Origin of the sequence: Chromohalobacter canadensis (assembly GCF_034479555.1) — a bacterium.
GTDB lineage: Bacteria > Pseudomonadota > Gammaproteobacteria > Pseudomonadales > Halomonadaceae > Chromohalobacter > Chromohalobacter canadensis.
Genome location: NZ_CP140151.1, coordinates 1,288,952 through 1,312,513, shown reverse-complemented (window position 1 = coordinate 1,312,513; position 23,562 = coordinate 1,288,952). Strand labels below are relative to the sequence as shown.

The window sequence follows — 23,562 nt, the reverse complement described above, 5'->3', positions numbered from 1 at the left end:
TATGAACGTGTGAATGGAGCATAAGTGGGGGTGGGGCCGGCCGCTTTCAATGTCACGGCAATTGGCCGTCAACCGCGCGCCTGCTAGGCTTGGCGCTTTCGGCGCGGGTGCGCCATGAGTCGTGCGACGAGGGGAACAACGCCATGAGTGAAACGTTGGAACGCTGGGGGTCACGACGCGCCTTCATTCTCGCGGTGACCGGGGCGGCGGTCGGCCTGGGCAATATCTGGCGCTTTCCCTACATGACGGGCGAAAACGGCGGGGCGGCGTTCTTGCTGCTGTATGTGGTGTTCGTGCTGATCCTGGGGCTGCCGATCATGATGGCCGAGATCCTCGTGGGGCGAGCCGGCCGTCGCGGGCCGATGCAATCGTTGGCGCATCTGGCGCGCCAAGCGGGAGTGTCGCCGCATTGGCGTTGGCTCGGACTGTTCGGGGCGCTGACGGTGTTCTTAATCCTGTCGTTCTATTCGGTGGTCTCGGGGTGGTCGATCGAGTACCTGATAGAATCGGTCAACGGTAACTTCAGCGGTCGCACGCCGGATGAGATCGGCGCCAGTTTCGATGCCTTCCTCGCCGATCCGCTGCGCATGACGTTTAACCATACGTTGTTCATGTTGCTGACCATGTCGGTGGTCGCGGCTGGTATTTCCGGCGGTCTGGAACGGCTCAATAACCTGTTGATGCCGTTACTCTACATCCTGTTGGTGGTGCTGGTCGGTTACGCCGTGACCACCGACGGTTTCGGCACCGCGATGGCGTGGCTGTTCACACCCGATCTCGAGGCCATCACCTTGAGCGTGGTGCTCAATGCCATGGGTCACGCCTTCTTTACCCTGGCGGTAGGCGCCTGCGCGCTGATGGCCTATGGTGCCTATATGCCCGATCACCAGAGTCTGCCGCGTGCCGTGGCGGCGGTGGCGGTGCTGGATGTCGCCGTGGCGTTGCTGGCGGGCATCGCGATCTTCTCGGTGGTGTTCTCGCAGGGGATGGATCCCGCCGAGGGGCCGGGGTTGATGTTCGTGACCTTGCCCATCGCCTTCTCTGACCTGCCGGGCGGGCCGTTGTGGCTGGGTGTTTTCTTCTTGCTGCTGCTGCTGGCGACATGGACCTCGTCGATCAACCTGGCCGAGCCGTTAGTGTCGATCCTTACCGATGCCGGGCTCAAGCGCGGCAAGGCGGCGGCGCTGATCGGCTCATCGGTGTGGTTGGTCGGCTTACTGTCGGTGTTCTCGTTCTCGAGTCTGTCGGAGGTGAAATGGCTGGCGGGCATGAATTTCTTCGAATTGGTGACCACCGTGCCGCTGGAGTTCTTTCTGCCCATCGGTGGATTATTGATCGCCATCTTCGCCGCCTGGGTCATGCCGGCGAACACCGCCATGCGCTCGCTGGACGCGGGCCCCGGCGGGTTCCGGCTATGGCGTGGACTGGTACGCTACGTGTCGATTCCGCTGGTCGTCATCGTGCTGTTGTCGGCGCTATGGTGATGCCCGTCCACCATTAACTGCCTGGTCACCATGAATGGAATAAAGGAGAGAGTGGATGACATTGCGGACGTTCAAAGGGACGACGCCGCGCCTGGGTGCGCGTGTCTATATCGATCCGGCGTGTGTCGTGCTGGGTGATGTCACCTTGGGTGACGATTGCTCGGTATGGCCGATGACCGTGATTCGTGGCGATATGCATCGTATCCGTATCGGCGCGCGTTGCAGCATTCAGGATGGCAGCGTGTTGCACATTACCCATGCCAGCGATTACAACCCTGACGGCTATCCACTGACGCTCGGCGATGATGTGACGGTGGGCCACAAGGCACTGCTGCACGGATGCACCATTGGCAGCCATGTGCTGGTGGGAATGGGCGCTACGGTCATGGATGGCGTAATCGTCGAGGACGAGGTGATCATTGCCGCCGGGGCGGTGGTAACGCCGGGCAAGCACCTGGAAAGCGGGCAGGTCTATGCGGGCAATCCCGCGAAGCCGCTCAGGGCGCTCAAGGAAGCCGAGCGAGCGTTCTTCACTTACACGGCGGGGAATTACGTAAAACTCAAGGACGAGTACCTGGCCCAGCCACCCGTATAACGACACGCCCGCGTGTGCCAGGGCCCGCCCGAGGCGGTATTTTCTTGCTTAACGCATTGTTTTGTCTCGTCACAAAGCCCCATAATCTGGTTTTTCATCCAGTATTGTCGAGGGCGTCCCGGGCGGGCCATGGCCAACTTTCGTACACATTTCGGCGTTGCCCTGGGGGGTGGCGCGTTGGCCGCCTATGCCGGCTGGCAGGCAAGCCTCTGGAGCTTCAACGAGGGCTGGCCTCTGGCGGTATTGACGGCGTTTGGCGGCATCCTGCCCGATATCGACTCCGATCATTCACACGCCATTCGTCTGATTTTCACCCTGCTGGCCGTCCTGGCAGTGATTGCCGGCGCGCTATGGCTGCAATCGCGCCTGGCGCCGGGCCCATTGGTCCTGGCATGTGGCGGTTTGTATCTCGGCGTACGCTACCTGGCCGGCGCAATCTTCAAGCGCTTCACCGTGCATCGCGGCATCTGGCACTCGTTGCTCGCGAGCCTGTTGTGCGGCATGGGCACAGCGGCGATGAGTTTCCACTTGCTGGCTCAGCCTGCACCGATGGCCTGGGCCCAAGGCCTGGCGCTGAGCGGGGGGGCGCTGGTCCATCTCTTGCTCGACGAGCTGTACAGCGTTGATCTGGTCGGCTCGCGGCTCAAGCGTTCCTTCGGTACCGCCTTCAAACTCTTCGATTACCGCGAACCTGGCAACGCCGTGCTGTGGCTGTTGTTGGGCATTGCCCTGGCGCCGTGGTTACCGCCCTGGCCCACGTTGCTGGCGCTGGTGAATCGGGGCGTGGCGTCATGGTTATGACCTGGCGCGCCTGACGAGGCAGCGTCGAGTAGGCTACTCGGGCAACCCTTGGGAACGGCGTTGCGCGCGCTGAGCGCGTGTCTCGGCGCGCTCTAGCTCAAGCAGCCCCTTCTCGACGAAGGCCAGGTGTTCGTGGGCGCGTGCCCGTGCTTCGTCGGCGTTGCCGGCGACGATGCTCTCGAACAATGCACGATGCTGGTCCATGAGGCGGTCGCGGGAGTCCGGCTTCTCGAACAGATGGGCCAGGTTGGCGACGATGCTTTTCTCCAGCAGGTGAAACAACCCGCGCATGGTGTGTAAGAGCAGGACGTTGTGACCCGCCTCGGCGATGGCCAGATGAAAAGCCGCGTCGGCACGGGCCTCGCGCATGGGATCGCTGCTGCGGTCGGGGTGCCGATAGCTGGCCTCGAGTTCCTCGAAACGCGTTTGCAGCATGGCCTTATCGTCGGGTGTGGCACGCAAGGCGGCGTAATAGGTTGAGATGCCTTCCAGGGCGTCGCGGAATTCGAGCAGGTCGAGATTGAACTCTCCGTGCCGCGTCAGCATTTCCAGCAGCGGATCGCTATAGCTGTTGCTGAGCTGTTCGGAGACGAAGGTGCCGCCGCCCTGGCGGCTGGTGAGCAGGCCGCGTGCGGCTAACTTCTGGATGGCCTCGCGCAGGGAAGGGCGCGAAACGCCGAAGTGCTCCGCCAGTTCACGCTCGGGAGGAAGCTTCTCTCCCGGCTTGAGGCTGCCTTCGAGCAGCATGGCCTCGAGCCGCTCGGTGATTACGTCGGCAAGACGCGGTTGTCTGAGGTGTTGTGGGGCCATGAGCGTCGCTCGTTACTCGGTGGTTGATGACAGGTGTAAAGCCAGCCAATAAATGGTATGACCAATTTTACGCAATCTTTCCACGCTACTCCAGCCTTCGTATAGGGCCTGACACTACGGCCTTGACTAAAGTTTAAACCCATTTCTGTGCAATAGATGGGTTCTTTATTGACACTCTTCAGTACACGCTCATAGAGTTGTATCTATCCATTTTTGTAAATTGGTAAAACCAATAGAGAAAGGTGGTGAGGTGCCGTTTCCATATCTTCGTCCGCCTATGCCTTAACCACTCTGTTACCACCACGCTCCGAGCGTTCGGCACGACTCTTCTAGGGCCATTCAACGATAGCGCATCACTTGCACAGGGTTCGTCATGATCATTTCAGCCTCTACGGACTATCGCCAAGCCGCCAAGCGACGTATTCCGCCCTTTCTCTTTCACTATGCCGACGGAGGCGCTTATACCGAGCAGACGCTGCGGCGCAATGTCGAGGATCTTGCCGGTATCGCATTGCGCCAGCGTGTGTTGAAGGACATGTCCAGCTTGTCCCTGGAGACCGAACTGTTCGGCGAATCCCTCGCCATGCCAGTGGCCCTTGCCCCCGTGGGGCTGGCCGGGATGTATGCCCGACGCGGCGAGGTACAGGCGGCGCGTGCAGCAGCCGGGAAAGGCGTACCGTTCACGCTGTCGACGGTATCGGTATGCCCCATCGACGAGGTGGCCTCGGCAATCGATCGCCCTCTCTGGTTCCAGCTCTACGTGCTGAAGGACAGGGGCTTCATGAAGCATGTGCTGGAGCGCGCCAAGGCCGCCGGCGTCAAGACGCTGGTCTTTACGGTCGACATGCCCGTGCCGGGGGCGCGTTATCGCGATGCCCATTCTGGAATGAGCGGCAAGCATGCGGCAGCTCGGCGCATGCTCCAGGCCGTGACGCATCCTTCCTGGGCCTGGGACGTGGGCTTTCATGGCCGCCCCCATGATTTGGGTAACGTCTCGGACTATCGCGGACAACCGACGGGGCTCGAGGACTATATCGCCTGGCTCGGTAACAATTTCGACCCCGCTATCTCCTGGAAAGACCTGGAGTGGATTCGTGAGTTCTGGGATGGCCCGATGATCATCAAGGGGATACTCGACCCCGAAGACGCCCGTGATGCGGTTCGCTTCGGTGCGGATGGCATCGTCGTTTCCAACCATGGCGGTCGCCAGCTAGACGGTGTGCCTTCTACCGCGCGTGCCTTGCCTGCCATCGCTGACGCGGTTAAAGGTGATCTGGCCATTCTGGCCGATTCCGGCGTGCGTAATGGGCTGGACGTCGTACGCATGATCGCCATGGGGGCTGATACTGTATTGTTGGGGCGCGCATTCATCTATGCACTCGCAACCGCCGGGGAGTCGGGCGTTGCCCATCTGCTCGAGTTGTTCGAAAAGGAGATGCGGGTCGCGATGACGCTTACCGGGGCGCGCTCCATCGCCGAGCTGGGTGCGGGTTCACTGGTGTCTGGTGCAAGCCACGGCGCTGATTGATCGGGTGTGCTCCACTCTCGGTGTGCTATGTCAACGTCAGCGCGTGAACGGGAGACGATCGTGCACCATGCTGATGGGACGACATGAACGGGGAGAGACGAATGGCCGACGAAACAGTATTGCTGTTCGACGCTGGCGGGGTGTTGGTCGACTGGCGTGGCACATCCGGGCTAGTTGAGCTGACTCAGGGGCGTTTCGATGCCGAGCAGGCGCGGCGCTTCTGGATGGGCTTCGAAGCGATCACGCCGTTCGAAACTGGTGGGGACGATGGCACACGCTTTGCCCGGGCGGCGCTTGAGGCACTCGAGTTGGACATGTCGCCAACGGCATTCCTGGCAGTGTTCGACGACTGGATGCGGGGACCCTATGCGGGCGCGATGGCACTGGTCGAGCGCATCCGTCCCGTCTACCGTCGCGCTATACTCAGCAACACCAACCCCGTTCACTGGCGGCGGCTGATCGATGACTACCGTATTGATGTGCCCTTCGAGAAGGCTTTCGCCTCCCATGAGATCGGCGCGCGCAAGCCCGACCCCGAGGCCTTCGAGTTTGTCTGTCGCGCGCTCGACGTGAGGCCCGATCAGGTGCGTTTCTTCGACGACAATCCCGAGTGCATCGAAGCTGCCTGCGAACTTGGCATGACGGCGACTCAGGTGCGTGGCCTCGACGAACTCCAGGATGCCCTGGCCGAGTTCGATGCACTGCGTCCGCCGTCTTCTGATAATCGGAACCCGCGATGAACGCGCCCTATAGAGAGCTGCTTGAAGCGCTGCGTGAAAGGTTGCCCGCGCATAAGCTGATCGACGATCCGCTTCGCCTGCTCGCCTACGGTACCGATGCCAGCTTCTATCGGCTCATCCCGCAGGTGGTCGTACGCCCCGACAGTGAAGAAGAGCTGATGAGTGTGCTGGCCGAATGCCGTCATCGGCGCTTACCGGTGACGTTTCGCACGGCGGGGACGTCGCTCTCCGGGCAGGCCGTGACCGATTCGGTGCTCATTCAGCTAAACCAGGGCTGGCGGGATTACCGGATTTTCGACGAGGGTCGGGCGATTCGATTGCAGCCAGGCATCATCGGCGCGCGCGCCAATCAATTGCTGGCTCCATACGGGCGCAAGATCGGGCCCGATCCCGCTTCGATCAATAGCTGCATGATCGGCGGCATCGCTGCCAACAATGCCTCGGGCATGTGTTGTGGCACGGCACAGAACAGTTATCGCACGCTCCGCGATATGCGCGTCATTCTGGCCGACGGTACGCTTTTGGATACCGGCGATGCGGCGAGCCGCGAGGCGTTTCGGACCTCACATGGCGAACTGCTCGAGGCGCTGGAGACGTTGGGATGCGAGACGCGGGCGAATACGCCGCTGGCCGAGCGCATTCGCCACAAGTACCGGCTCAAGAACACTACTGGCTATGCCCTCAATAGCCTGGTCGATTTCGAGGATGGCTTCGATATTCTCGCCCACTTGATGATCGGCTCCGAGGGGACGCTGGGTTTCATTAGTGCCATCACCTACGACACCGTGCCGGACGCGCCCTTGAAAACGGCGGCGTTGGCTTTCTTCCCTGACATGGCGACGGCCTGTCGTGCCACGCTCGCGCTCAAGTCGGCGCCGGTGTCGGCAGTGGAACTGATGGATCGGGCGGCATTGCGCGCCGTGGAAGGGGCACCTGGTATGCCGGCAGGCCTCGACACGCTGCCCGCCGGTGCGACCGCTTTGCTCATCGATGTGCGTGACGAGGAGGAAAGCGCGCTGGAGGCATGTATTGCCGCCGTACATGTGGCACTCGAAGGGCTCAAGACGCTGGAACCGCTGGGCTTCACGCGAGACCCTGAAACCTATGCGCGTTACTGGAAAGTGCGTAAGGGATTGTTCCCTGCGGTAGGGGCGATACGCGATGTCGGTACCACGGTCATCATCGAAGATGTCGCATTTCCTCTCGAGCACCTCGAGGCAGGCGTGGCGGCGCTGACCGAGACATTCCAGCGGCATGGGTATGACGACGCCATCCTCTTCGGCCATGCGTTGGAAGGCAATCTGCACTTCGTCTTTCCTCAGGGCTTCGAGACGCCTGCCGAGGTGCAGCGTTATGCTGCTCTGATGGAGGACGTGGCGACTCTGGTGGCCGACGAGTATGGCGGCTCACTCAAGGCAGAACACGGCACGGGGCGTAACATGGCCCCCTTCGTCGAACGTGAATGGGGCGCCGAGGCATATGCCTTGATGTGGCGGATCAAATCGCTCTTCGATGCCGAGCATCTGCTCAACCCGGATGTCATCCTGAGTCGCAACGCCGAGCTACATCTCCACAACCTCAAGCCGTTGCCGGCCGCCGATCCCATTGTGGATAAGTGCATCGAGTGCGGGTTTTGTGAACCCGTCTGCCCATCCCGCGAGCTAACCCTGACACCGCGCCAGCGTATCGTCATCCAGCGTGAGATGGCGCGACTCGAGGTGTCGGGCGGGCAAGAGGACGCATCGCGTCTGACGGCACTGCGCGACGTCTACCAATATCAGGGCATCGATACGTGCGCGGCTGACGGCTTGTGCGCCACGCAGTGTCCGGTCGGTATCAACACCGGCGATCTCGTGCGTGAATGGCGCCATCGCCAGGTCGTTGAGCGAGGCGGCACGGCCCGTCTGGTCGGGCGTCACTTTTCCGGCACGACCCGCATTGGGCGAGGCGTGTTGCGTCTCGCAGATACCACGCACGGTGTGCTGGGTACGGGCATGATGAGCGCTTGGACGCAGGGCGTGCGTCGACTCAGCGGTGAGCGTCTGCCGCAATGGCTGCCTAGCCTTCCCGGGCCAGCACCTGTGCGCATTCTGGAGCGTCGGGCGGGAAAGGCGGTCGGTGGCAAGCGTGACAAGGTCGTCTACCTACCGGCGTGCGCTACGCGAGTCTTCGGTGTCTCGCGCGGAGATAAGGGTAACGATGCCGTGACGCGCACGACCCTGGCGCTACTCGAGAAGGCCGGTTACGAGGTGGTCATTCCCGCGATGATTGGGCATCTTTGCTGTGGCATGGCATTTCAATCTCGGGGCTATTTCGACGAGGCGGATCACAAGGCGCGCGAGCTCAACCGCGAGTTGTTAATGGCCTCTCAGAATGGGCGTTATCCGGTACTATGCGATACCAGCCCCTGTACGCAGCGCATGAGTGAGCGGCTCGATGCGCGCCTGACGGTGCAAGACCCTGTCGCGTTCGCACACGACCACCTGCTGCCGCGCCTGGAGATTACGCCGAAGCGGGCACGCATCGCGTTGCACATCACCTGCTCAAGCACGTGCATGGGGTTGGGCGATAAGTTTCTCGCTCTCGCCGAACACTGCGCCGATGAGGTCGTGGTACCACCGGAGATCACCTGTTGCGGATTTGCCGGCGATAAAGGCTTCATGGTTCCTGAGCTGAATGCCGCGGCACTACGGGGGCTGGCCGACGCGGTGCGTGGCTGCGAGGTGGGCTACTCCAACTCGCGCACCTGTGAGATGGGGCTGAGCCAGCATGCTGGTATTCCCTACCGCTCGATTCTCGATCTGCTCCATGAAGTCAGTCGTCCCTGTGTGGCCGAAAACGTTGCCACATAAGAGCCAGGCAACTATTTTTAAATCATACCCTTGCGTTCATCCTCTGTGGATCGTAAAGTACGCATCCGCTGCCGGCGACGGACCTCGTGGCCAGCGGTGGAAGGGTGGCGCAAGTGGCTGACTTGCTTGAGAAATTCGAATCGTTGGTTGGTTTTTCTCGCTTGACAGTGACGCCGGATTCGGTAAAATGCGCCGCACCTCGAAAGGCCCCTGACAACGCCGCGGTTCAAAGCGATGTCAGCGATTGTCACCTCGGCTAACGCCTTGACAATCACGGCGCTTTCGGTAGAATACGCCTTCCTTGCGAGGCGCCCATCGGGCACACGCAAGCAGCTCTTTAACAATCGATCAGGTAATTCATGTGGGCGTTTGCTCAGGATAGGGGTGCCAGTCACGACCTATCAAGGCAAACGACTCGTCAAGGATCTTCGGATCTTTTTGAGAACGTTTTAGTCTTGAACCAAGTTTGGTCCGCTCAACGGACTATCAGACTTTCAACTGAAGAGTTTGATCATGGCTCAGATTGAACGCTGGCGGCAGGCCTAACACATGCAAGTCGAGCGGAAACGATCCTAGCTTGCTAGGAGGCGTCGAGCGGCGGACGGGTGAGTAATGCATAGGAATCTACCCAGTCGTGGGGGATAACCTGAGGAAACTCAGGCTAATACCGCATACGTCCTACGGGAGAAAGCGGGGGCTCTTCGGACCTCGCGCGATTGGATGAGCCTATGTCGGATTAGCTTGTTGGTAAGGTAACGGCTTACCAAGGCGACGATCCGTAGCTGGTCTGAGAGGATGATCAGCCACACCGGGACTGAGACACGGCCCGGACTCCTACGGGAGGCAGCAGTGGGGAATATTGGACAATGGGCGAAAGCCTGATCCAGCCATGCCGCGTGTGTGAAGAAGGCTTTCGGGTTGTAAAGCACTTTCAGCGAGGAAGAAAGCGTGCCGGCCAATACCCGGTACGGACGACATCACTCGCAGAAGAAGCACCGGCTAACTCCGTGCCAGCAGCCGCGGTAATACGGAGGGTGCAAGCGTTAATCGGAATTACTGGGCGTAAAGCGCGCGTAGGCGGCGTGTCACGCCGGGTGTGAAAGCCCCGGGCTCAACCTGGGAACGGCATCCGGAACGGGCAGGCTAGAGTGCAGGAGAGGAAGGTAGAATTCCCGGTGTAGCGGTGAAATGCGTAGAGATCGGGAGGAATACCAGTGGCGAAGGCGGCCTTCTGGACTGACACTGACGCTGAGGTGCGAAAGCGTGGGTAGCAAACAGGATTAGATACCCTGGTAGTCCACGCCGTAAACGATGTCGACTAGCCGTTGGGTCCCTTGAGGACTTAGTGGCGCAGTTAACGCGATAAGTCGACCGCCTGGGGAGTACGGCCGCAAGGTTAAAACTCAAATGAATTGACGGGGGCCCGCACAAGCGGTGGAGCATGTGGTTTAATTCGATGCAACGCGAAGAACCTTACCTACCCTTGACATCCTGCGAACCCGGAAGAGATTCCGGGGTGCCTTCGGGAGCGCAGAGACAGGTGCTGCATGGCTGTCGTCAGCTCGTGTTGTGAAATGTTGGGTTAAGTCCCGTAACGAGCGCAACCCTTGTCCCTATTTGCCAGCGATTCGGTCGGGAACTCTAGGGAGACTGCCGGTGACAAACCGGAGGAAGGTGGGGACGACGTCAAGTCATCATGGCCCTTACGGGTAGGGCTACACACGTGCTACAATGGCCGGTACAAAGGGTTGCGAAAGCGCGAGCTGAAGCTAATCCCGAAAAGCCGGTCTCAGTCCGGATCGGAGTCTGCAACTCGACTCCGCGAAGTCGGAATCGCTAGTAATCGTGCATCAGAATGGCACGGTGAATACGTTCCCGGGCCTTGTACACACCGCCCGTCACACCATGGAAGTGGACTGCACCAGAAGTGGTTAGCTTAACCTTCGGGAGAGCGATCACCACGGTGTGGTTCATGACTGGGGTGAAGTCGTAACAAGGTAGCCGTAGGGGAACCTGCGGCTGGATCACCTCCTTAAACGACCGCGCATCCCCCCCTGGGTAAGCGCTCACAATGAATTACCTGATCGAATAGAGCAACGACTGTTTGGGTCCTAGACCCAGTGGTAAGCCGGGTTTGGTGCACAGTTGGTTGGAGCACACCCCCTGACCTTGATGGAAAGGAGGGTGAGGTCGGCCGGCCGAGTACCACAGGCTTAGCAGTTAGCATGGTGCTGGGTCTGTAGCTCAGTTGGTTAGAGCGCACCCCTGATAAGGGTGAGGTCGGCAGTTCAAGTCTGCCCAGACCCACCAAATTTGCGTGATACGTCGTTGAAAGACACCTTGTATAGCAGGCTATACGACGCTGTCTTTCGCCTAGTCTCACATGAATTCCTTTATCGTCTTATTGCGAGAGATTTTCTCTCAGCCAAGGCGTGCAACGAGTGAGCGAGGGAGTTTACGCGAGTAAATGACTGAGTGAACGAGGCGCACAACGCCGAATGAGAGGAAAGGTCGACGCAAGAAGAGGGGCCTTAGCTCAGCTGGGAGAGCGCCTGCCTTGCACGCAGGAGGTCACCGGTTCGATCCCGGTAGGCTCCACCATTTACAGGATGGGTGCCAACACTCCACCATCCCGACAGTCGATATCAATCAAGCCCTAAGCCGTATGCTTTCTCGCAAAGCCTACCGCTTAGAGCTTTTGCTCTAATGCTCTTTAACAATGTGGAATAAGCTGACAAAGCAAGACGATACGTCTCAAGCGTATCCGGCAAAATCGTGTTCGTCGCCAGGCCAGACCCTTTGGGGTTATATGGTCAAGCGATGAAGCGCATACGGTGGATGCCTAGGCAGCCAGAGGCGATGAAAGACGTTGTAGCCTGCGATAAGGCTCGGTGAGGTGGCAAACAACCTACGACCCGGGCATCTCTGAATGGGGAAACCCACCCAGCATCAGCTGGGTATCCCACCCTGAATTCATAGGGGTTGGGAGGCGAACCGGGGGAACTGAAACATCTAAGTACCCCGAGGAAAAGAAATCAACCGAGATTCCCTAAGTAGCGGCGAGCGAACGGGGACTAGCCCTTAAGTCAATGCACGGTTAGGTGAACGGCCTGGAAAGGCCGGCCATAGTGGGTGATAGCCCCGTAACCGAAAACCCGCATTGGTGAAATCGAGTAGGTCGGGGCACGTGAAACCTTGACTGAAGACGGGGGGACCATCCTCCAAGGCTAAATACTCCTGGCTGACCGATAGTGAACCAGTACCGTGAGGGAAAGGCGAAAAGAACCCCGGCGAGGGGAGTGAAATAGATCCTGAAACCGTATGCGTACAAGCAGTAGGAGCAGACTTGTTCTGTGACTGCGTACCTTTTGTATAATGGGTCAGCGACTTATATTCAGTGGCGAGCTTAACCGACTAGGGGAGGCGTAGGGAAACCGAGTCTTAACAGGGCGATGAGTCGCTGGATATAGACCCGAAACCGGGCGATCTATCCATGGCCAGAGTGAAGGTCAGGTAACACTGACTGGAGGCTCGAACCCAAGTATGTTGAAAAATGCTGGGATGAGCTGTGGATCGGAGTGAAAGGCTAATCAAGCCCGGAGATAGCTGGTTCTCCTCGAAAGCTATTTAGGTAGCGCCTCACGTATCACCGTCGGGGGTAGAGCACTGTTTCGGCTAGGGGGCCATCCCGGCTTACCAACCCGAGGCAAACTCCGAATACCGATGAGTGCAGCGTGGGAGACACACAGCGGGTGCTAACGTCCGTTGTGAAAAGGGAAACAACCCAGACCGTCAGCTAAGGCCCCCAAATTCTGGTTAAGTGGGAAACGATGTGGGAAGGCTTAGACAGCTAGGAGGTTGGCTTAGAAGCAGCCATCCTTTAAAGAAAGCGTAATAGCTCACTAGTCGAGTCGGCCTGCGCGGAAGATGTAACGGGGCTCAAACCAGGTGCCGAAGCTACGGACTCATCCTCTGGATGAGTGGTAGAGGAGCGTCGTGTAAGTCTGTGAAGGGGCGTTGAGAAGCGCGCTGGAGATATCACGAGTGCGAATGCTGACATGAGTAACGATAATGCGGGTGAAAACCCCGCACGCCGGAAGACCAAGGGTTTCTGTTCGACGTCAATCGGAGCAGAGTGAGTCGGCCCCTAAGGCGAGGCCGAAAGGCGTAGTCGATGGGAAACGGGTTAATATTCCCGTACCGGATGTGATTGCGATGGGGGGACGAAGAAGGCTAGGTGAGCCAGGCGTTGGTTGTCCTGGTGAAAGCCGGTAGGCCGAGGGTTCAGGGAAATCCGGATCCTCAAGGCCGAGAGGCGAGACGAACAGACTACGGTCTGGAAGTCATCGATGCCACGCTTCCAGGAAAAGCCTCTAAGCTTCAGATCACATGCGACCGTACCCCAAACCGACACAGGTGGTCAGGGTGAGAATCCCAAGGCGCTTGAGAGAACTCGGGTGAAGGAACTAGGCAAAATGGCACCGTAACTTCGGGAGAAGGTGCGCCGGCATAGGGTGACGGACTTCGCGTCCTGAGCTCGAGCCGGTCGAAGATACCAGGTGGCTGCAACTGTTTATTAAAAACACAGCACTCTGCTAACGCGTAAGCGGACGTATAGGGTGTGACGCCTGCCCGGTGCCGGAAGGTTAATTGATGGCGTTAGCTCCGGCGAAGCGCTTGATCGAAGCCCCGGTAAACGGCGGCCGTAACTATAACGGTCCTAAGGTAGCGAAATTCCTTGTCGGGTAAGTTCCGACCTGCACGAATGGCGTAATGATGGCCACGCTGTCTCCACCCGAGACTCAGTGAAATTGAAATCGCCGTGAAGATGCGGTGTCCCCGCGGCTAGACGGAAAGACCCCGTGAACCTTTACTATAGCTTCACACTGGATGCTGATGTTGCTTGTGTAGGATAGCTGGGAGGCTTGGAACCTGGGACGCCAGTCCCAGGGGAGCCACCCTTGAAATACCAGCCTGGCATCATTGGCGTTCTAACTTGGGCCCGTTATCCGGGTCGAGGACAGTGTGTGGTGGGTAGTTTGACTGGGGCGGTCTCCTCCCAAAGCGTAACGGAGGAGCACGAAGGTACCCTCAGCACGGTTGGAAATCGTGCATCGAGTGCAAGAGCATAAGGGTGCTTGACTGCGAGACAGACACGTCGAGCAGGTGCGAAAGCAGGTTCTAGTGATCCGGTGGTTCTGTATGGAAGGGCCATCGCTCAACGGATAAAAGGTACTCCGGGGATAACAGGCTGATACCGCCCAAGAGTTCACATCGACGGCGGTGTTTGGCACCTCGATGTCGGCTCATCACATCCTGGGGCTGAAGTCGGTCCCAAGGGTATGGCTGTTCGCCATTTAAAGTGGTACGCGAGCTGGGTTTAGAACGTCGTGAGACAGTTCGGTCCCTATCTGCCGTGGGCGTTGGAGATTTGAGAAGGGCTGCTCCTAGTACGAGAGGACCGGAGTGGACGCACCTCTGGTGTTCCGGTTGTCACGCCAGTGGCATTGCCGGGTAGCTATGTGCGGACGGGATAACCGCTGAAAGCATCTAAGCGGGAAGCCCCCTTCAAGATGAGATCTCCCCGAGGCCTCGAGCCTCCTGAAGGGCCCAGCGAGACCAGCTGGTTGATAGGCACGGTGTGGAAGCGCTGCAAGGCGTTGAGCTAACGTGTACTAATGGCCCGTGAGGCTTGACCATATAACACCCAAAGGGTCTGGTGACGAGCCGATCCCGGATGCGTGTGAGACGATCGCGTCAGCTTATTCCCGATTGCGTTGTGGCCCTGAGGGCCACGACACCTGTTTCGCCTGACGACCATAGCGAGCGTGTCCCACCTGATCCCATGCCGAACTCAGCAGTGAAACCGCTTAGCGCCGATGGTAGTGTGGGGCTTCCCCATGCGAGAGTAGGTCATCGTCAGGCATTTATTCTAAAACCCCAGCTTCATGCGAAGCTGGGGTTTTTTTATGGCTATGCGGATGCCGTGACGTCGTGCTATTTGCCTGTTGTCGTACCCTATGCTTTAGTAAGCGTCGTACATGGAGTACGTCACCATTAAGGAGAATAGTATGCTGCGTAGTGAATGGCTTCGCAAAATGGCCCTGGCACTGATCATTGGCATGACGGCAGTCGGTGTCGTGGCATGTGACGATGAGGGGCCGGCAGAAGAGGCTGGAGAGTCCGTAGATAACGCTATGGATGATGCTGGCGATAGCATGGAAGAAGCGGGCGAGGATATTCAAAATGCAGCCGAGGATGCGCAGGACTGAAGTATTGCGTTGATCGCTTGGAATTCCTAAAAGGCCGGGCAAATGCCCGGCCTTTTGCATATGTTACGTAGAGCAAGGCGTCATCAATGTGACGTATGTTCGCTGCTATCAGGCGCTTGGATTCTGCTCGATACCCTGCACATACCAAGGTGCTCCATCACGTAAGTCACGGATTAGATGCCAGGTTTCGTTGAACTCGGTTTGCTCGCCATTTTCATCGAGGATGCCGTGGAAAAGGACGCTGGCTTCGGCTTGCTGTCCGATTTCCCTGATGTCTCCCAATTCGGCGAAAAGACGCACGATCTCTGTGCGGTTGTTCGCAGGCTGCTGTGCGCGTTCTTCGCGTAGCAGGTTGTAAAGTGCCGGCGTGACGTATTCTTGGATCTGAGCGAGATCGTTATTGTCCCAGGCGCGTTGCAAGGTCATGAAATGTTCCTTGGCGCCGCCCAGGAATCGCTCCTTGTCGAACCACTCAGGCGTCGAGCCAACGCTTCCTGTGGGGGTGCTGCCGGCATTGGAAAAGGGCGGCGTATCCTGATCCTGAGTGTGGGATTGACGTTCCTGGTGCTGTGGCCCACTAGCGGTTGCAGCGCGGCGCGCCCTCAAGAAGCGGAAGGCCAGCCAGGCGACAAGCGCGACCAGCAGGATGTCAAAAAAACGGAGGCCATCGAAGGCACCGCCGAAGAACAAAGATGCCAACAAGCCGCCGGCAAGCAGACCGGCGAATGGGCCTGCCCAACGTGAAAGCCCAGCACCGGGTTGACGTTGGGGCGTTGTCGCATTGTTACGGCCAGTCGTCGAGGCGGAACTATCTGCGGAGCGCGAATAACTGCCAAAACTCTTGCCGCCACCGAGCCGTTTGGCTTCGGCGTGATCGATACCAAGGCCAAAGCCGAGCAAGCCGACCATAAGCATCACGAAGATGTTGCGCATGCACGTTCTCCCGCAGAATCAGAAGGGTCCGAAAATGGATGCTCGATTCTAGCCGGGATTCAACGTTGAAGATATCTAGCCGGAGGCGGGCCGACTCAACGCCGGCCACGCAACCTCTCAGGAAGTGACCGTCTCGCTTTCTCGACGTGTGAAAACCCAGGTATCGCCATCGGACAGACCGCTGTTGAAGCGATAGCCGCCGACGTCGAAGCGTTTCAAGTCTTCGGGGTCGTCGACACGCTGGTGAATCATCCAGGCGGCCATCAAGCCCCGGGCTTTTTTGGCATAAAAGCTGATGATCTTGAATTGACCGTTCTTCTCATCCTTGAAGACCGGCGTGATGACACGACATGTTAAGCCTTTGGCATCAATGGCTTTGAAGTACTCGTTGGACGCGAGGTTGACCAGCACCGGAGAACCGCTTTCTTCTACGGCTCGGGAAAGATCCCTGGTGAGCCGCTCTCGCCAGAAAGCGTAGAGATCCTTGCCTGCGGGATTGGCCAGCTTGGTCCCCATCTCCAGACGATAAGGCTGTATCAGATCGAGGGGGCGCAATAATCCGTACAGTCCCGAGAGAATGCGCAGACGGTTCTGTGCCTCCTGGTTGTCCTGCTCACTGAACGAGGGTGCGTCCAGCCCCAGGTAGACGTCGCCCTGGAAGGCCTGCGCGGCGGGCTTGGCATTCTCCGGCGAGAACGGCGGTGCCCATTCGGCATACCGTGCGGCATTGAGTCCTGCCAACTTGTCACTGATACCCATCAACTCGGAAAGTCGTTGGGGGGAATAATCGCGCAGGATCTCGATCAACTCGGCGCTTTGCTCAAGGTACTCCGGTTGGGTGTATGTCGCGGTCGTCGGTGGTGTCTCGAAATCCAACGTCTTGGCCGGTGAAATGACGCTTAGCATGCACAGTCCTCGCGTTCGGGATCGAAAAGTTCATCATCGTCAGTATAACAAGCGAGCCAGGGCGCTCCGATGATGGCGTACCTATCGTGGTGATAGGCACGCCATCAGCATCAGGGGCAGGGATTGGGATGCTGACGGTGCACGGCTTCGATGGCCTCGAGAACGCTATCGTCCAGCGTCAGATCCTCGCTGGCCAGATTGGCGTCGAGCTGCTCGAGCGTGGTGGCGCCGATGATGTTGCTGGTCAAGAACGAACGTGAGTTGACGTAGGCCAGCGCCATCTGGGCAGGGTCCAGCCCGTGTTCGCGTGCGATCCCGACGTAGGCGCCGACCGCCTCCTCGGCTAAATCGGACGTATAGCGCTTGAAGCGCTCGAACAATGTCAATCGGCCCTGGGGCGGACGGGCACCATCGAGGTATTTGCCGGTGAGCGCGCCGAAGGCCAAGGGCGAGTAAGCCAGAAGGCCGACGTCTTCGCGATGGGCGATCTCGGCGAGCCCGACCTCGAAGCTGCGATTGAGCAGGTTATAGGGGTTCTGCACGCTGGCCACACGCGGCACACCCAACGAGTCGGCGAGGCGCAGGCTTTGCATCACGCCCCACGGCGTTTCATTGGAGAGCCCGATGGAGCGGATTTTGCCCGCATCGACCAGGTCCTTGAGAGCCATGAGCGTTTCCGCCAACGGTGTAGCATCTTCGTGTGCATCATGCTGATAGCCCAACTTGCCGAAGAAGTTAGCGCTACGGTCGGGCCAGTGGAGCTGGTAAAGATCGATGTAGTCGGTGTTGAGGCGCGCCAAGCTGTCGTCGACGGCACGCTGCAAATGCTCTGGGGTCAGACGCGGACCACCGCGTATATGCTCGAGACCGGGACCGGCTGCCTTGGTGGCGATGACCAGGTCGTCGCGTTTGCCGCGTGCCTTGAGCCAGCTGCCGATATAGGCTTCGGTGAGCCCTTGGGTCTCGCCCTTGGGAGGGACGGGATACATCTCGGCGGTATCGATGAAGTTGATGCCCGCGGCAGTGGCGCGATCGAGTTGTGCATGGGCATCGGCTTCGGTGTTCTGTTCGCCGAAGGTCATGGTGCCTAGGCACAAGCGGCTGACGTTAATGCCGGTCTGACCGAGGGGACGTGTCTGCATATGGGACTCCACACGGGTGTCGAAAAAGGGGTAGAAACGGCATGGTAGCGGTGCCGAGTACGGGCGGCAAACGGGGGTTGAGTCCGCCTGAGGGTAGGCGTATGCTTGGCGCCCCGTTGCCGGGGATAAGAGCACTAAGAGGTATGCTAGGCAACGGTGACAGTGATTTTATCCGGGGTGTTGGCGCGTGCAGGGAGAGCCCGAGCCGACGCAATCGTTTACGTACCTTTCTCGGTCACGACGACTTCAGGGTCGATGGTTATGCAACAGGTATCCTCTCTGCGGATTCGGCTCGAATACCGTCTCGCAGCCCAACTGTTACATGCCCGCTGGATGACGCGCTCTCCCGGCAAGCATCGTTTGACGATGCGACTTTTTCAGCGCTGTGCCGAAGCCGGCCATACCGCCGCGCTTTCGTTCTATGGCCATATGTTGTTTCATCGTGGCAACTCCCCGCAGGATAAGGCCAAGGGCGCGCGCTACGTCTTTCAGGCCGCCTATGCGGGCGATGTGCATGCGCAGTACCAGGCGGGTCGCATTTACGAGTTCGGCTGTGCGCAGTATGCGCGGCGCGAAGAGAAAGCGGTGACATGGTATGCGCGTGCCGCCGAAGCGGGCCATGGCCTAGCCGCCGAGCGTATGGCCGAGGCCTACCGTCATGCTCACCTGGGGCTTCCCGTCGACTCCCGGCGTGCCGCGCAATGGGCGGCGCTTGCCGAACGCGCGCAACGCAGTGAAGCCGGTGAGCCGATCGCGTCACTGACGCACTGAGGAGTGCCGTGAGGGCTCGCATCGTGTTCCCCGTTCACGTAGTCTGATTGGCGTGACCCCGGTAAACATCGTGGGTCACGCCCCGTTCGTGATATCGCTTTGAAGAGGAATGCCGCCACGTGTTGCCGATACTGCTCGATATCGAAGCGTCCGGTTTCGGGCGTGGCAGCTATCCGATAGAGGTAGGCATCGCGCGGGCCGATGGCAGTACCTGCGCCTTCCTTATCCAGCCGTTGGAAGAGTGGGTCCATTGGGATCCCAAGGCCGAACTGTTGCATGGCATTTCGCGTGGCCGACTGCACCGCGAGGGCTACCCCGTCATCGAAGTGGCACGATGGCTAAACGATGAACTGGCGGCCGACGGCATTGCCTATAGCGATAGCTGGGGATACGACAATACCTGGCTTTCGTTATTATTCCACCACGCGGGCATGCTGCCGCGCTTTCGCCTCGAGGCATTGCGTCGTCTGCTGGATGAATCGCAACTCGAGCGGTGGGGGGCGATGAAAGAGGTCATCATCCGCGAGCGGGGCATTCAGCGCCATCGAGCCGGTGACGATGCACGCCTGTTGCAACTGACCTATCAACGCACGCGTGATGCCGCAGGGCTCGCCTAGAAAGTCCTAGTAAAGCCCTAGAGGCGCTCATGAGGCTGTCGGTGATGCGTGTTGCGCAGCCATCAAACAGTCGAGCAATTGATCGGGATCAGCGGCGGCGACGAGTCTTGCGCGTGTCTCGGGATTGAGAAAACCGTGCGCGACGGTGTGGTCCAGAAAATCCAATAATGGGCGATAGAAGCCGCTGACGTCGAGTACACCGATAGGCTTGTCGTGAAGCCCCAGATATTGCCAGGTCCATGTCTCGAATAACTCTTCCAGGGTGCCGATGCCACCGGGCATGGCGATGAAGGCATCGGCGTGCTCGGCCATGGCGGCCTTGCGCGCATGCATATCGTCGACACGCAGCAGGCGCGTCAGCCCCTCATGCGCCATTTCGCGCTCGACCAGGTGATGGGGAATGACGCCGATGACCTCGCCGCCTTCGCGCAGCGCGGCGTCGGCCACAGCCCCCATCAGGCCGACGCGGGCACCACCGTAGACCAGCCCCCAGCCGCGCTGTGCAATGCACCGACCCAGCGCCTCGGCGGCGTGACGAAAGCTGGCATCGCGTCCTTCACGCGATCCCATATAGATACAGATGCGCACTATTCCCCCTTGTCAGATCGATAGATTTGTCTCGACATCCGTGTCTTGCGCGATGAGTGGCCAAGTGCCATAGAACGCTAGCGCAGACAGGCGAGCACATCATACTCGGCATCCATCCAGCGGCCGATGGCGTTGTCGCCGCATAGATGATGGGCGTATTGCATATGCAGACAGCGCACTTGATCCCAGTTGGCGATGCCGCCGATGCCGCGCCGCGTGAAGAGGTCGCGATAGCCTTGGCGGTCGACGATGTCGCGTTCCGCGTCGCTCATGGTCTGCCAGCGCTGAGCCACGTAATCCTCGTGGCTATGGCGATACGCGGCCATGAAGTCTGCCTCTTCCTGGAGGCGTGACTCGAGGGCTTTGATAACGCCTTGGGCCTCGATGCGCGAGATAGCGACCTTCAAGTGGTCGGAGCACAGCCAGAAATGCGTCGGGAACGGTTTGTCGTCGACGATGGCATGCATGCGCAGCACTAGCGGTGTGCCGTCTTGCGTGGCCGCAGCCACGGTTTGGATGCCACGCGGTGCGCGGCCCAGCTGTTGGGTAATGAGAGCCAGTTGGCGCTCGTCGGGCGCCTTTTCAGGGCGAATCACCATCGCGGGGGTCCAGTATGAATTTCGGCGAGTGGGCCACAGCCCGGAAGAATGCCGTATTGAGCTGCGCGGGCGTCGGCACGTAGTGCCATTCACGCTCGCAGTAGTCGCGTGCTCGTGCGAGTAAGGCGTCATACAGGCGGTTGAAGGGAGCATCATAATCGTAGGGATCAGCGCCGGGCAACCGCAGGTGAGGATAGTCGGCGAAGCGTGCCACGAAGAAACGCTCCAGTGCCTGCTCGACCATGCGGTGGCGGGGCTTGTCGTCGGGCATGAGCCATAGATCGTAGCGAATCGCCATGCGAGCCTCCCCGCCTATCGAAGCTGCTTCATGCCCGCGCCAGCGGGGCCGTGGTTGCCTCGAGCAGGGCGATCAATGCCGTCGGCGCCAGGCATATTTCCAGGCCGCGCCTACCGCCACTGACGTGGAGCGACGACAAGGCATGGGCGCTGTCGTCCACGAAGGTAGGCAGGCGCTTGCGCTGCCCTAGCGGGCTGATGCCACCCACGACGTAGCCCGTGGTGCGCTCGGCCAGCATGGGGTCGGCCATCTTGGCTTTTCGTGCGCCGGCAGCCTTGGCGAGTCCCTTGAGGTCGAGTGTGGCCATGACGGGCACCAGGGCGACGACGAGCCGCCCGTCATCGAGTTGGGCGAGCAAGGTCTTGAACACGCTATCCGGTGCCAGCCCCAGCGCCTTTACGGCTTCCTCGCCGTAGGCGGCGACCTTGGGATCGTGCGTGTATTGCAGCACCTCGTGCGGGATGGCCTCGCGCTTCAGAAGTCGAATGGCAGGCGTCATGCGGGGGCGGGCTCCTCGTCGATCAGGTGCTTGGCGAGTGCCTCACGAAGGTCGCCGGTCAACGCCACCGCCGAGCCCTCGATGTGATCGTAATGCACCAGCACCACATGGCCACGGGCGCCCAGTCGACCTCCCTGCCAGGCTTCCTGGGCGACGGTGAAAGAGCTGTTGCCCAGCCGCGAAAGCCAGGTGCGAATCTCGACATCCTGCCCATAGAAAAGCTCGGCGCGGAACTCCACATCCAGCTTGGCCATGATCAACGGCCACTTGCGGGGATCAAGATCGGGCACGAACAGACGAAATAGGTCGTTTCGGGCGAGCTCGAACCAGGCCGGCAAGCGCGTGTTGTTAATGTGTCCTAGGGCATCGGTGTCATAGAAAGCCGGCTCCACGCGGCGTGTGAACATGTCATTTTCCCGGGTCGTCGCCATCGAAAAAGGTGCTTTGCAAGCTAATTAGCATCGGCCGCCGGTGGCATGCGGTCAAGTCTGCTCTTCGTCCTCAGATAAGGCGCAAGGCGTCCTGGTCGACCCAAGCGGCGTCCAAGGCCTTGGCAAGCGGTTCGCGCAAGTGACTCGGCAGGGCCTCGTGGGCGGCGTCCAGGGACTGAAAATCACGGTTGCGTAGCCAGCAGTAGGCCCAGGCACAGGCTTCCTCCTCGTCGTCTGGAGTCGGGCGTGCCGGCATCTGGGTCAGCAGAAAGACGGCGGTACGTGCCGCCCACAGAGGCGGCTGGCAGTCGCTGCTCCATTCACGCAGACAGCGCCCGTCGGGCTCGACCTGTGGTTCGCCGAACCCAGCCAGGCGTGAGGTGTCGGCGAGAATCATCGCCAGACGATCAGGGGCGTCCTGGCCCAGCATCAGCCAGCGTCTCACCAGACGTGGTGTGCCCCGCATGGCCTTGGCATAGAACGAGGTTTCAGGCATGTTCGGGTGTCTTCCGTTCGAGTCGATGAGTCTTAGCATGTCATATGATTTTGCCACGCCGCTGGATCGGCGACAGTATCCTTCCCAGAAATGGCAGCGTTATGCCGAGGACGTATTGCCGTTGTGGGTCGCAGACATGGACTTCGTGTCGCCCCCGGAGGTCGTCTCGGCGCTCGAGGAGCGGGTTTCCCACGGTGTCTTCGGCTATGGCAGATTGACCGATACGCTGCGCGAGACGCTTTGCGCGTGGAGTGTTGATCACTACGGTTGGTCGATCGAGCCTGACTGGCAGGTATGGATCCCCGGCGTGGTGCCGGCGCTACATCTGGCCGCCCAGGCCTTCTGCAGTCCTGGTCAGGCGGTGATGACCGCGACGCCGATCTATCCGCCGTTTCTGCGTGTGGCCGAACGCAGTGGTCGCATCGCAGAACGTGTGATGCTGGCCGAGCCCGAGGCGCCGGGCGCGCCCTGGCGTCTCGATCTCGAAGCGCTGGAAGCCTCGATCACGCCGCAGACGCGTCTGTTGTTGTGGTGCCATCCACACAACCCCACGGGGCGCGTCTGGGACGAGCACGAACTACACGCCTTGGGCGAGCTCGCCGAGCGCCACGACCTTTTGATCGTCTCCGACGAGCTGCATTGCGACCTGATCCTCGACGCGACGCGTCGGCATCGTCCGTTGGCGTCCTTATCGCCGGCCCTGGCTCAACGCACGATTACCCTCTGGGCGCCTTCCAAGACCTTCAATATCGCCGGGCTGTCGAGCGCCTGTGCGGTGATTCCTGATCCCGAGCTACGGCGACGTTTTCGCGAGGCGGCGGAGGGGTTGCTTCCCGAGGTCAATATCCTGGGGCTGACCGCCTCGCAGGCAGCGTATGCGCAAGGTGACGCTTGGCGCCGTGAATTGCTGGTGACGCTCAACACCAATCTGCAGCGACTGCGCGATCATGTAGCCCGGTGGCCTGGGGTCACGATGACGGCGCCTGAGGCGACTTATCTGGCGTGGCTCGATATGCGCGAGGCGGGGCTTGGCGACTCGCCGCAGCGGGCGCTGCTGGACAGCACGCGTGTCGCGCTGTCCGATGGCGCCGATTTTGGGTGCCCGGGGTTCGTGCGGCTTAACTTCGGCACGCCTACCTATCTGCTCGAAGAGGCGCTGGAACGACTCGACTCACGGCTTTGTCCTGCCGGATAGCCAGG

General features: G+C 59.9%; 20 protein-coding genes, 2 tRNA genes and 3 rRNA genes. 15 read left to right on the top strand and 10 right to left on the bottom strand.

Features of this window, described 5'->3' with window-relative positions:
- Nucleotides 1-143 precede the first annotated feature (143 nt).
- The 3 genes from SR908_RS06250 to SR908_RS06240 all read left to right on the top strand — a co-directional run bounded on the left by SR908_RS06250 (nucleotide 144) and on the right by SR908_RS06240 (nucleotide 2,880).
- Nucleotides 144-1,484: a sodium-dependent transporter gene (locus tag SR908_RS06250; RefSeq protein WP_097021788.1), complete on the top strand. Its 1,341-nt coding sequence runs from the start codon at nucleotides 144-146 to the stop codon at nucleotides 1,482-1,484.
- A 55-nt stretch (nucleotides 1,485-1,539) separates the two neighbouring features.
- A complete protein-coding gene (locus tag SR908_RS06245) occupies nucleotides 1,540-2,079 on the top strand; it encodes a gamma carbonic anhydrase family protein (protein WP_246925489.1) in 540 nt (179 codons plus the stop codon).
- A 129-nt stretch (nucleotides 2,080-2,208) separates the two neighbouring features.
- On the top strand, nucleotides 2,209-2,880 hold the full coding sequence (locus tag SR908_RS06240) for a metal-dependent hydrolase (protein WP_246925487.1): 672 nt from the start codon (nucleotides 2,209-2,211) through the stop codon (nucleotides 2,878-2,880).
- A 33-nt stretch (nucleotides 2,881-2,913) separates the two neighbouring features.
- On the opposite strand, the gene SR908_RS06235 is transcribed toward SR908_RS06240, so the two are convergent.
- The gene (locus tag SR908_RS06235; RefSeq protein WP_246925483.1) at nucleotides 2,914-3,690 is read right to left on the bottom strand and encodes a GntR family transcriptional regulator; all 777 of its coding nucleotides are present in this window, start codon (nucleotides 3,688-3,690) and stop codon (nucleotides 2,914-2,916) included.
- Between the two features lie 373 nt (nucleotides 3,691-4,063).
- Here SR908_RS06235 and lldD point away from each other — a divergent pair, with 373 nt between their 5' ends.
- The 9 genes from lldD to SR908_RS06190 all read left to right on the top strand — a co-directional run bounded on the left by lldD (nucleotide 4,064) and on the right by SR908_RS06190 (nucleotide 15,082).
- A complete protein-coding gene (lldD, locus tag SR908_RS06230) occupies nucleotides 4,064-5,218 on the top strand; it encodes an FMN-dependent L-lactate dehydrogenase LldD (RefSeq protein WP_097021792.1) in 1,155 nt (384 codons plus the stop codon).
- 101 nt (nucleotides 5,219-5,319) lie between these two features.
- Nucleotides 5,320-5,958 carry an HAD family hydrolase gene (locus tag SR908_RS06225; RefSeq protein ID WP_179702998.1) on the top strand — a complete coding sequence of 213 codons (639 nt, stop codon included), beginning with the start codon at nucleotides 5,320-5,322 and terminating at the stop codon, nucleotides 5,956-5,958.
- Nucleotides 5,955-8,810 carry an FAD-binding and (Fe-S)-binding domain-containing protein gene (locus tag SR908_RS06220; protein ID WP_246925463.1) on the top strand — a complete coding sequence of 952 codons (2,856 nt, stop codon included), beginning with the start codon at nucleotides 5,955-5,957 and terminating at the stop codon, nucleotides 8,808-8,810. The genes SR908_RS06225 and SR908_RS06220 overlap by 4 nt, the downstream gene beginning before the upstream one ends.
- 495 nt (nucleotides 8,811-9,305) lie before the next feature.
- Nucleotides 9,306-10,845: ribosomal RNA gene (locus SR908_RS06215) — 16S ribosomal RNA — on the top strand.
- A 198-nt stretch (nucleotides 10,846-11,043) separates the two neighbouring features.
- Nucleotides 11,044-11,120, top strand: a tRNA-Ile gene (locus SR908_RS06210).
- Between the two features lie 215 nt (nucleotides 11,121-11,335).
- Nucleotides 11,336-11,411 (top strand) — tRNA-Ala (locus tag SR908_RS06205).
- A 210-nt stretch (nucleotides 11,412-11,621) separates the two neighbouring features.
- Nucleotides 11,622-14,510 (top strand): 23S ribosomal RNA (locus SR908_RS06200).
- Nucleotides 14,511-14,619: 109 nt separating this feature from the next.
- Nucleotides 14,620-14,735: ribosomal RNA gene (rrf, locus tag SR908_RS06195) — 5S ribosomal RNA — on the top strand.
- Together the 16S, 23S and 5S rRNA genes with 2 tRNA genes alongside form the textbook arrangement of a ribosomal RNA operon.
- A 116-nt stretch (nucleotides 14,736-14,851) precedes the next feature.
- Nucleotides 14,852-15,082, top strand: a complete 231-nt coding sequence (locus SR908_RS06190) for a hypothetical protein (protein WP_246919092.1) — start codon at nucleotides 14,852-14,854, stop codon at nucleotides 15,080-15,082.
- Between the two features lie 108 nt (nucleotides 15,083-15,190).
- On the opposite strand, the gene SR908_RS06185 is transcribed toward SR908_RS06190, so the two are convergent.
- From SR908_RS06185 to SR908_RS06175, 3 genes are all read right to left on the bottom strand, one after another.
- Nucleotides 15,191-16,015 carry a Tim44 domain-containing protein gene (locus SR908_RS06185; protein WP_246919094.1) on the bottom strand — a complete coding sequence of 275 codons (825 nt, stop codon included), beginning with the start codon at nucleotides 16,013-16,015 and terminating at the stop codon, nucleotides 15,191-15,193.
- A 117-nt stretch (nucleotides 16,016-16,132) separates the two neighbouring features.
- Nucleotides 16,133-16,921 carry a peroxide stress protein YaaA gene (gene yaaA / locus SR908_RS06180; protein WP_246919096.1) on the bottom strand — a complete coding sequence of 263 codons (789 nt, stop codon included), beginning with the start codon at nucleotides 16,919-16,921 and terminating at the stop codon, nucleotides 16,133-16,135.
- Nucleotides 16,922-17,031: 110 nt separating this feature from the next.
- On the bottom strand, nucleotides 17,032-18,063 hold the full coding sequence (locus SR908_RS06175; protein ID WP_246919098.1) for an NADP(H)-dependent aldo-keto reductase: 1,032 nt from the start codon (nucleotides 18,061-18,063) through the stop codon (nucleotides 17,032-17,034).
- Nucleotides 18,064-18,324: 261 nt separating this feature from the next.
- Between SR908_RS06175 and SR908_RS06170 the strand changes: the two genes are divergently transcribed.
- Both SR908_RS06170 and SR908_RS06165 read left to right on the top strand, forming a co-directional pair.
- The gene (locus tag SR908_RS06170; protein WP_075367776.1) at nucleotides 18,325-18,834 is read left to right on the top strand and encodes a tetratricopeptide repeat protein; all 510 of its coding nucleotides are present in this window, start codon (nucleotides 18,325-18,327) and stop codon (nucleotides 18,832-18,834) included.
- A 119-nt stretch (nucleotides 18,835-18,953) separates the two neighbouring features.
- Entirely contained in the window at nucleotides 18,954-19,451 is a 498-nt protein-coding gene (locus tag SR908_RS06165; RefSeq protein WP_075367775.1) for a hypothetical protein, read from the top strand.
- 27 nt (nucleotides 19,452-19,478) lie between these two features.
- On the opposite strand, the gene SR908_RS06160 is transcribed toward SR908_RS06165, so the two are convergent.
- The 6 genes from SR908_RS06160 to SR908_RS06135 all read right to left on the bottom strand — a co-directional run bounded on the left by SR908_RS06160 (nucleotide 19,479) and on the right by SR908_RS06135 (nucleotide 22,362).
- Nucleotides 19,479-20,042, bottom strand: a complete 564-nt coding sequence (locus SR908_RS06160; RefSeq protein WP_246920507.1) for an LOG family protein — start codon at nucleotides 20,040-20,042, stop codon at nucleotides 19,479-19,481.
- Nucleotides 20,043-20,116: 74 nt separating this feature from the next.
- A complete protein-coding gene (locus tag SR908_RS06155) occupies nucleotides 20,117-20,638 on the bottom strand; it encodes a DUF501 domain-containing protein (RefSeq protein ID WP_246919100.1) in 522 nt (173 codons plus the stop codon).
- The gene (locus SR908_RS06150; RefSeq protein WP_097024167.1) at nucleotides 20,622-20,936 is read right to left on the bottom strand and encodes a hypothetical protein; all 315 of its coding nucleotides are present in this window, start codon (nucleotides 20,934-20,936) and stop codon (nucleotides 20,622-20,624) included. Before SR908_RS06150 ends, SR908_RS06155 begins: the two co-directional genes overlap by 17 nt.
- Before the next feature lie 28 nt (nucleotides 20,937-20,964).
- Nucleotides 20,965-21,435, bottom strand: a complete 471-nt coding sequence (gene ybaK / locus SR908_RS06145) for a Cys-tRNA(Pro) deacylase (RefSeq protein WP_246919101.1) — start codon at nucleotides 21,433-21,435, stop codon at nucleotides 20,965-20,967.
- Nucleotides 21,432-21,842 carry an acyl-CoA thioesterase gene (locus SR908_RS06140; protein WP_246919103.1) on the bottom strand — a complete coding sequence of 137 codons (411 nt, stop codon included), beginning with the start codon at nucleotides 21,840-21,842 and terminating at the stop codon, nucleotides 21,432-21,434. Before SR908_RS06140 ends, ybaK begins: the two co-directional genes overlap by 4 nt.
- Before the next feature lie 94 nt (nucleotides 21,843-21,936).
- Nucleotides 21,937-22,362: a hypothetical protein gene (locus SR908_RS06135; RefSeq protein ID WP_246919105.1), complete on the bottom strand. Its 426-nt coding sequence runs from the start codon at nucleotides 22,360-22,362 to the stop codon at nucleotides 21,937-21,939.
- Nucleotides 22,363-22,399: 37 nt separating this feature from the next.
- On the opposite strand from SR908_RS06135, the gene SR908_RS06130 reads away from it, so the two are divergent.
- On the top strand, nucleotides 22,400-23,557 hold the full coding sequence (locus SR908_RS06130; RefSeq protein WP_246919107.1) for a MalY/PatB family protein: 1,158 nt from the start codon (nucleotides 22,400-22,402) through the stop codon (nucleotides 23,555-23,557).
- Nucleotides 23,558-23,562 lie beyond the last annotated feature (5 nt).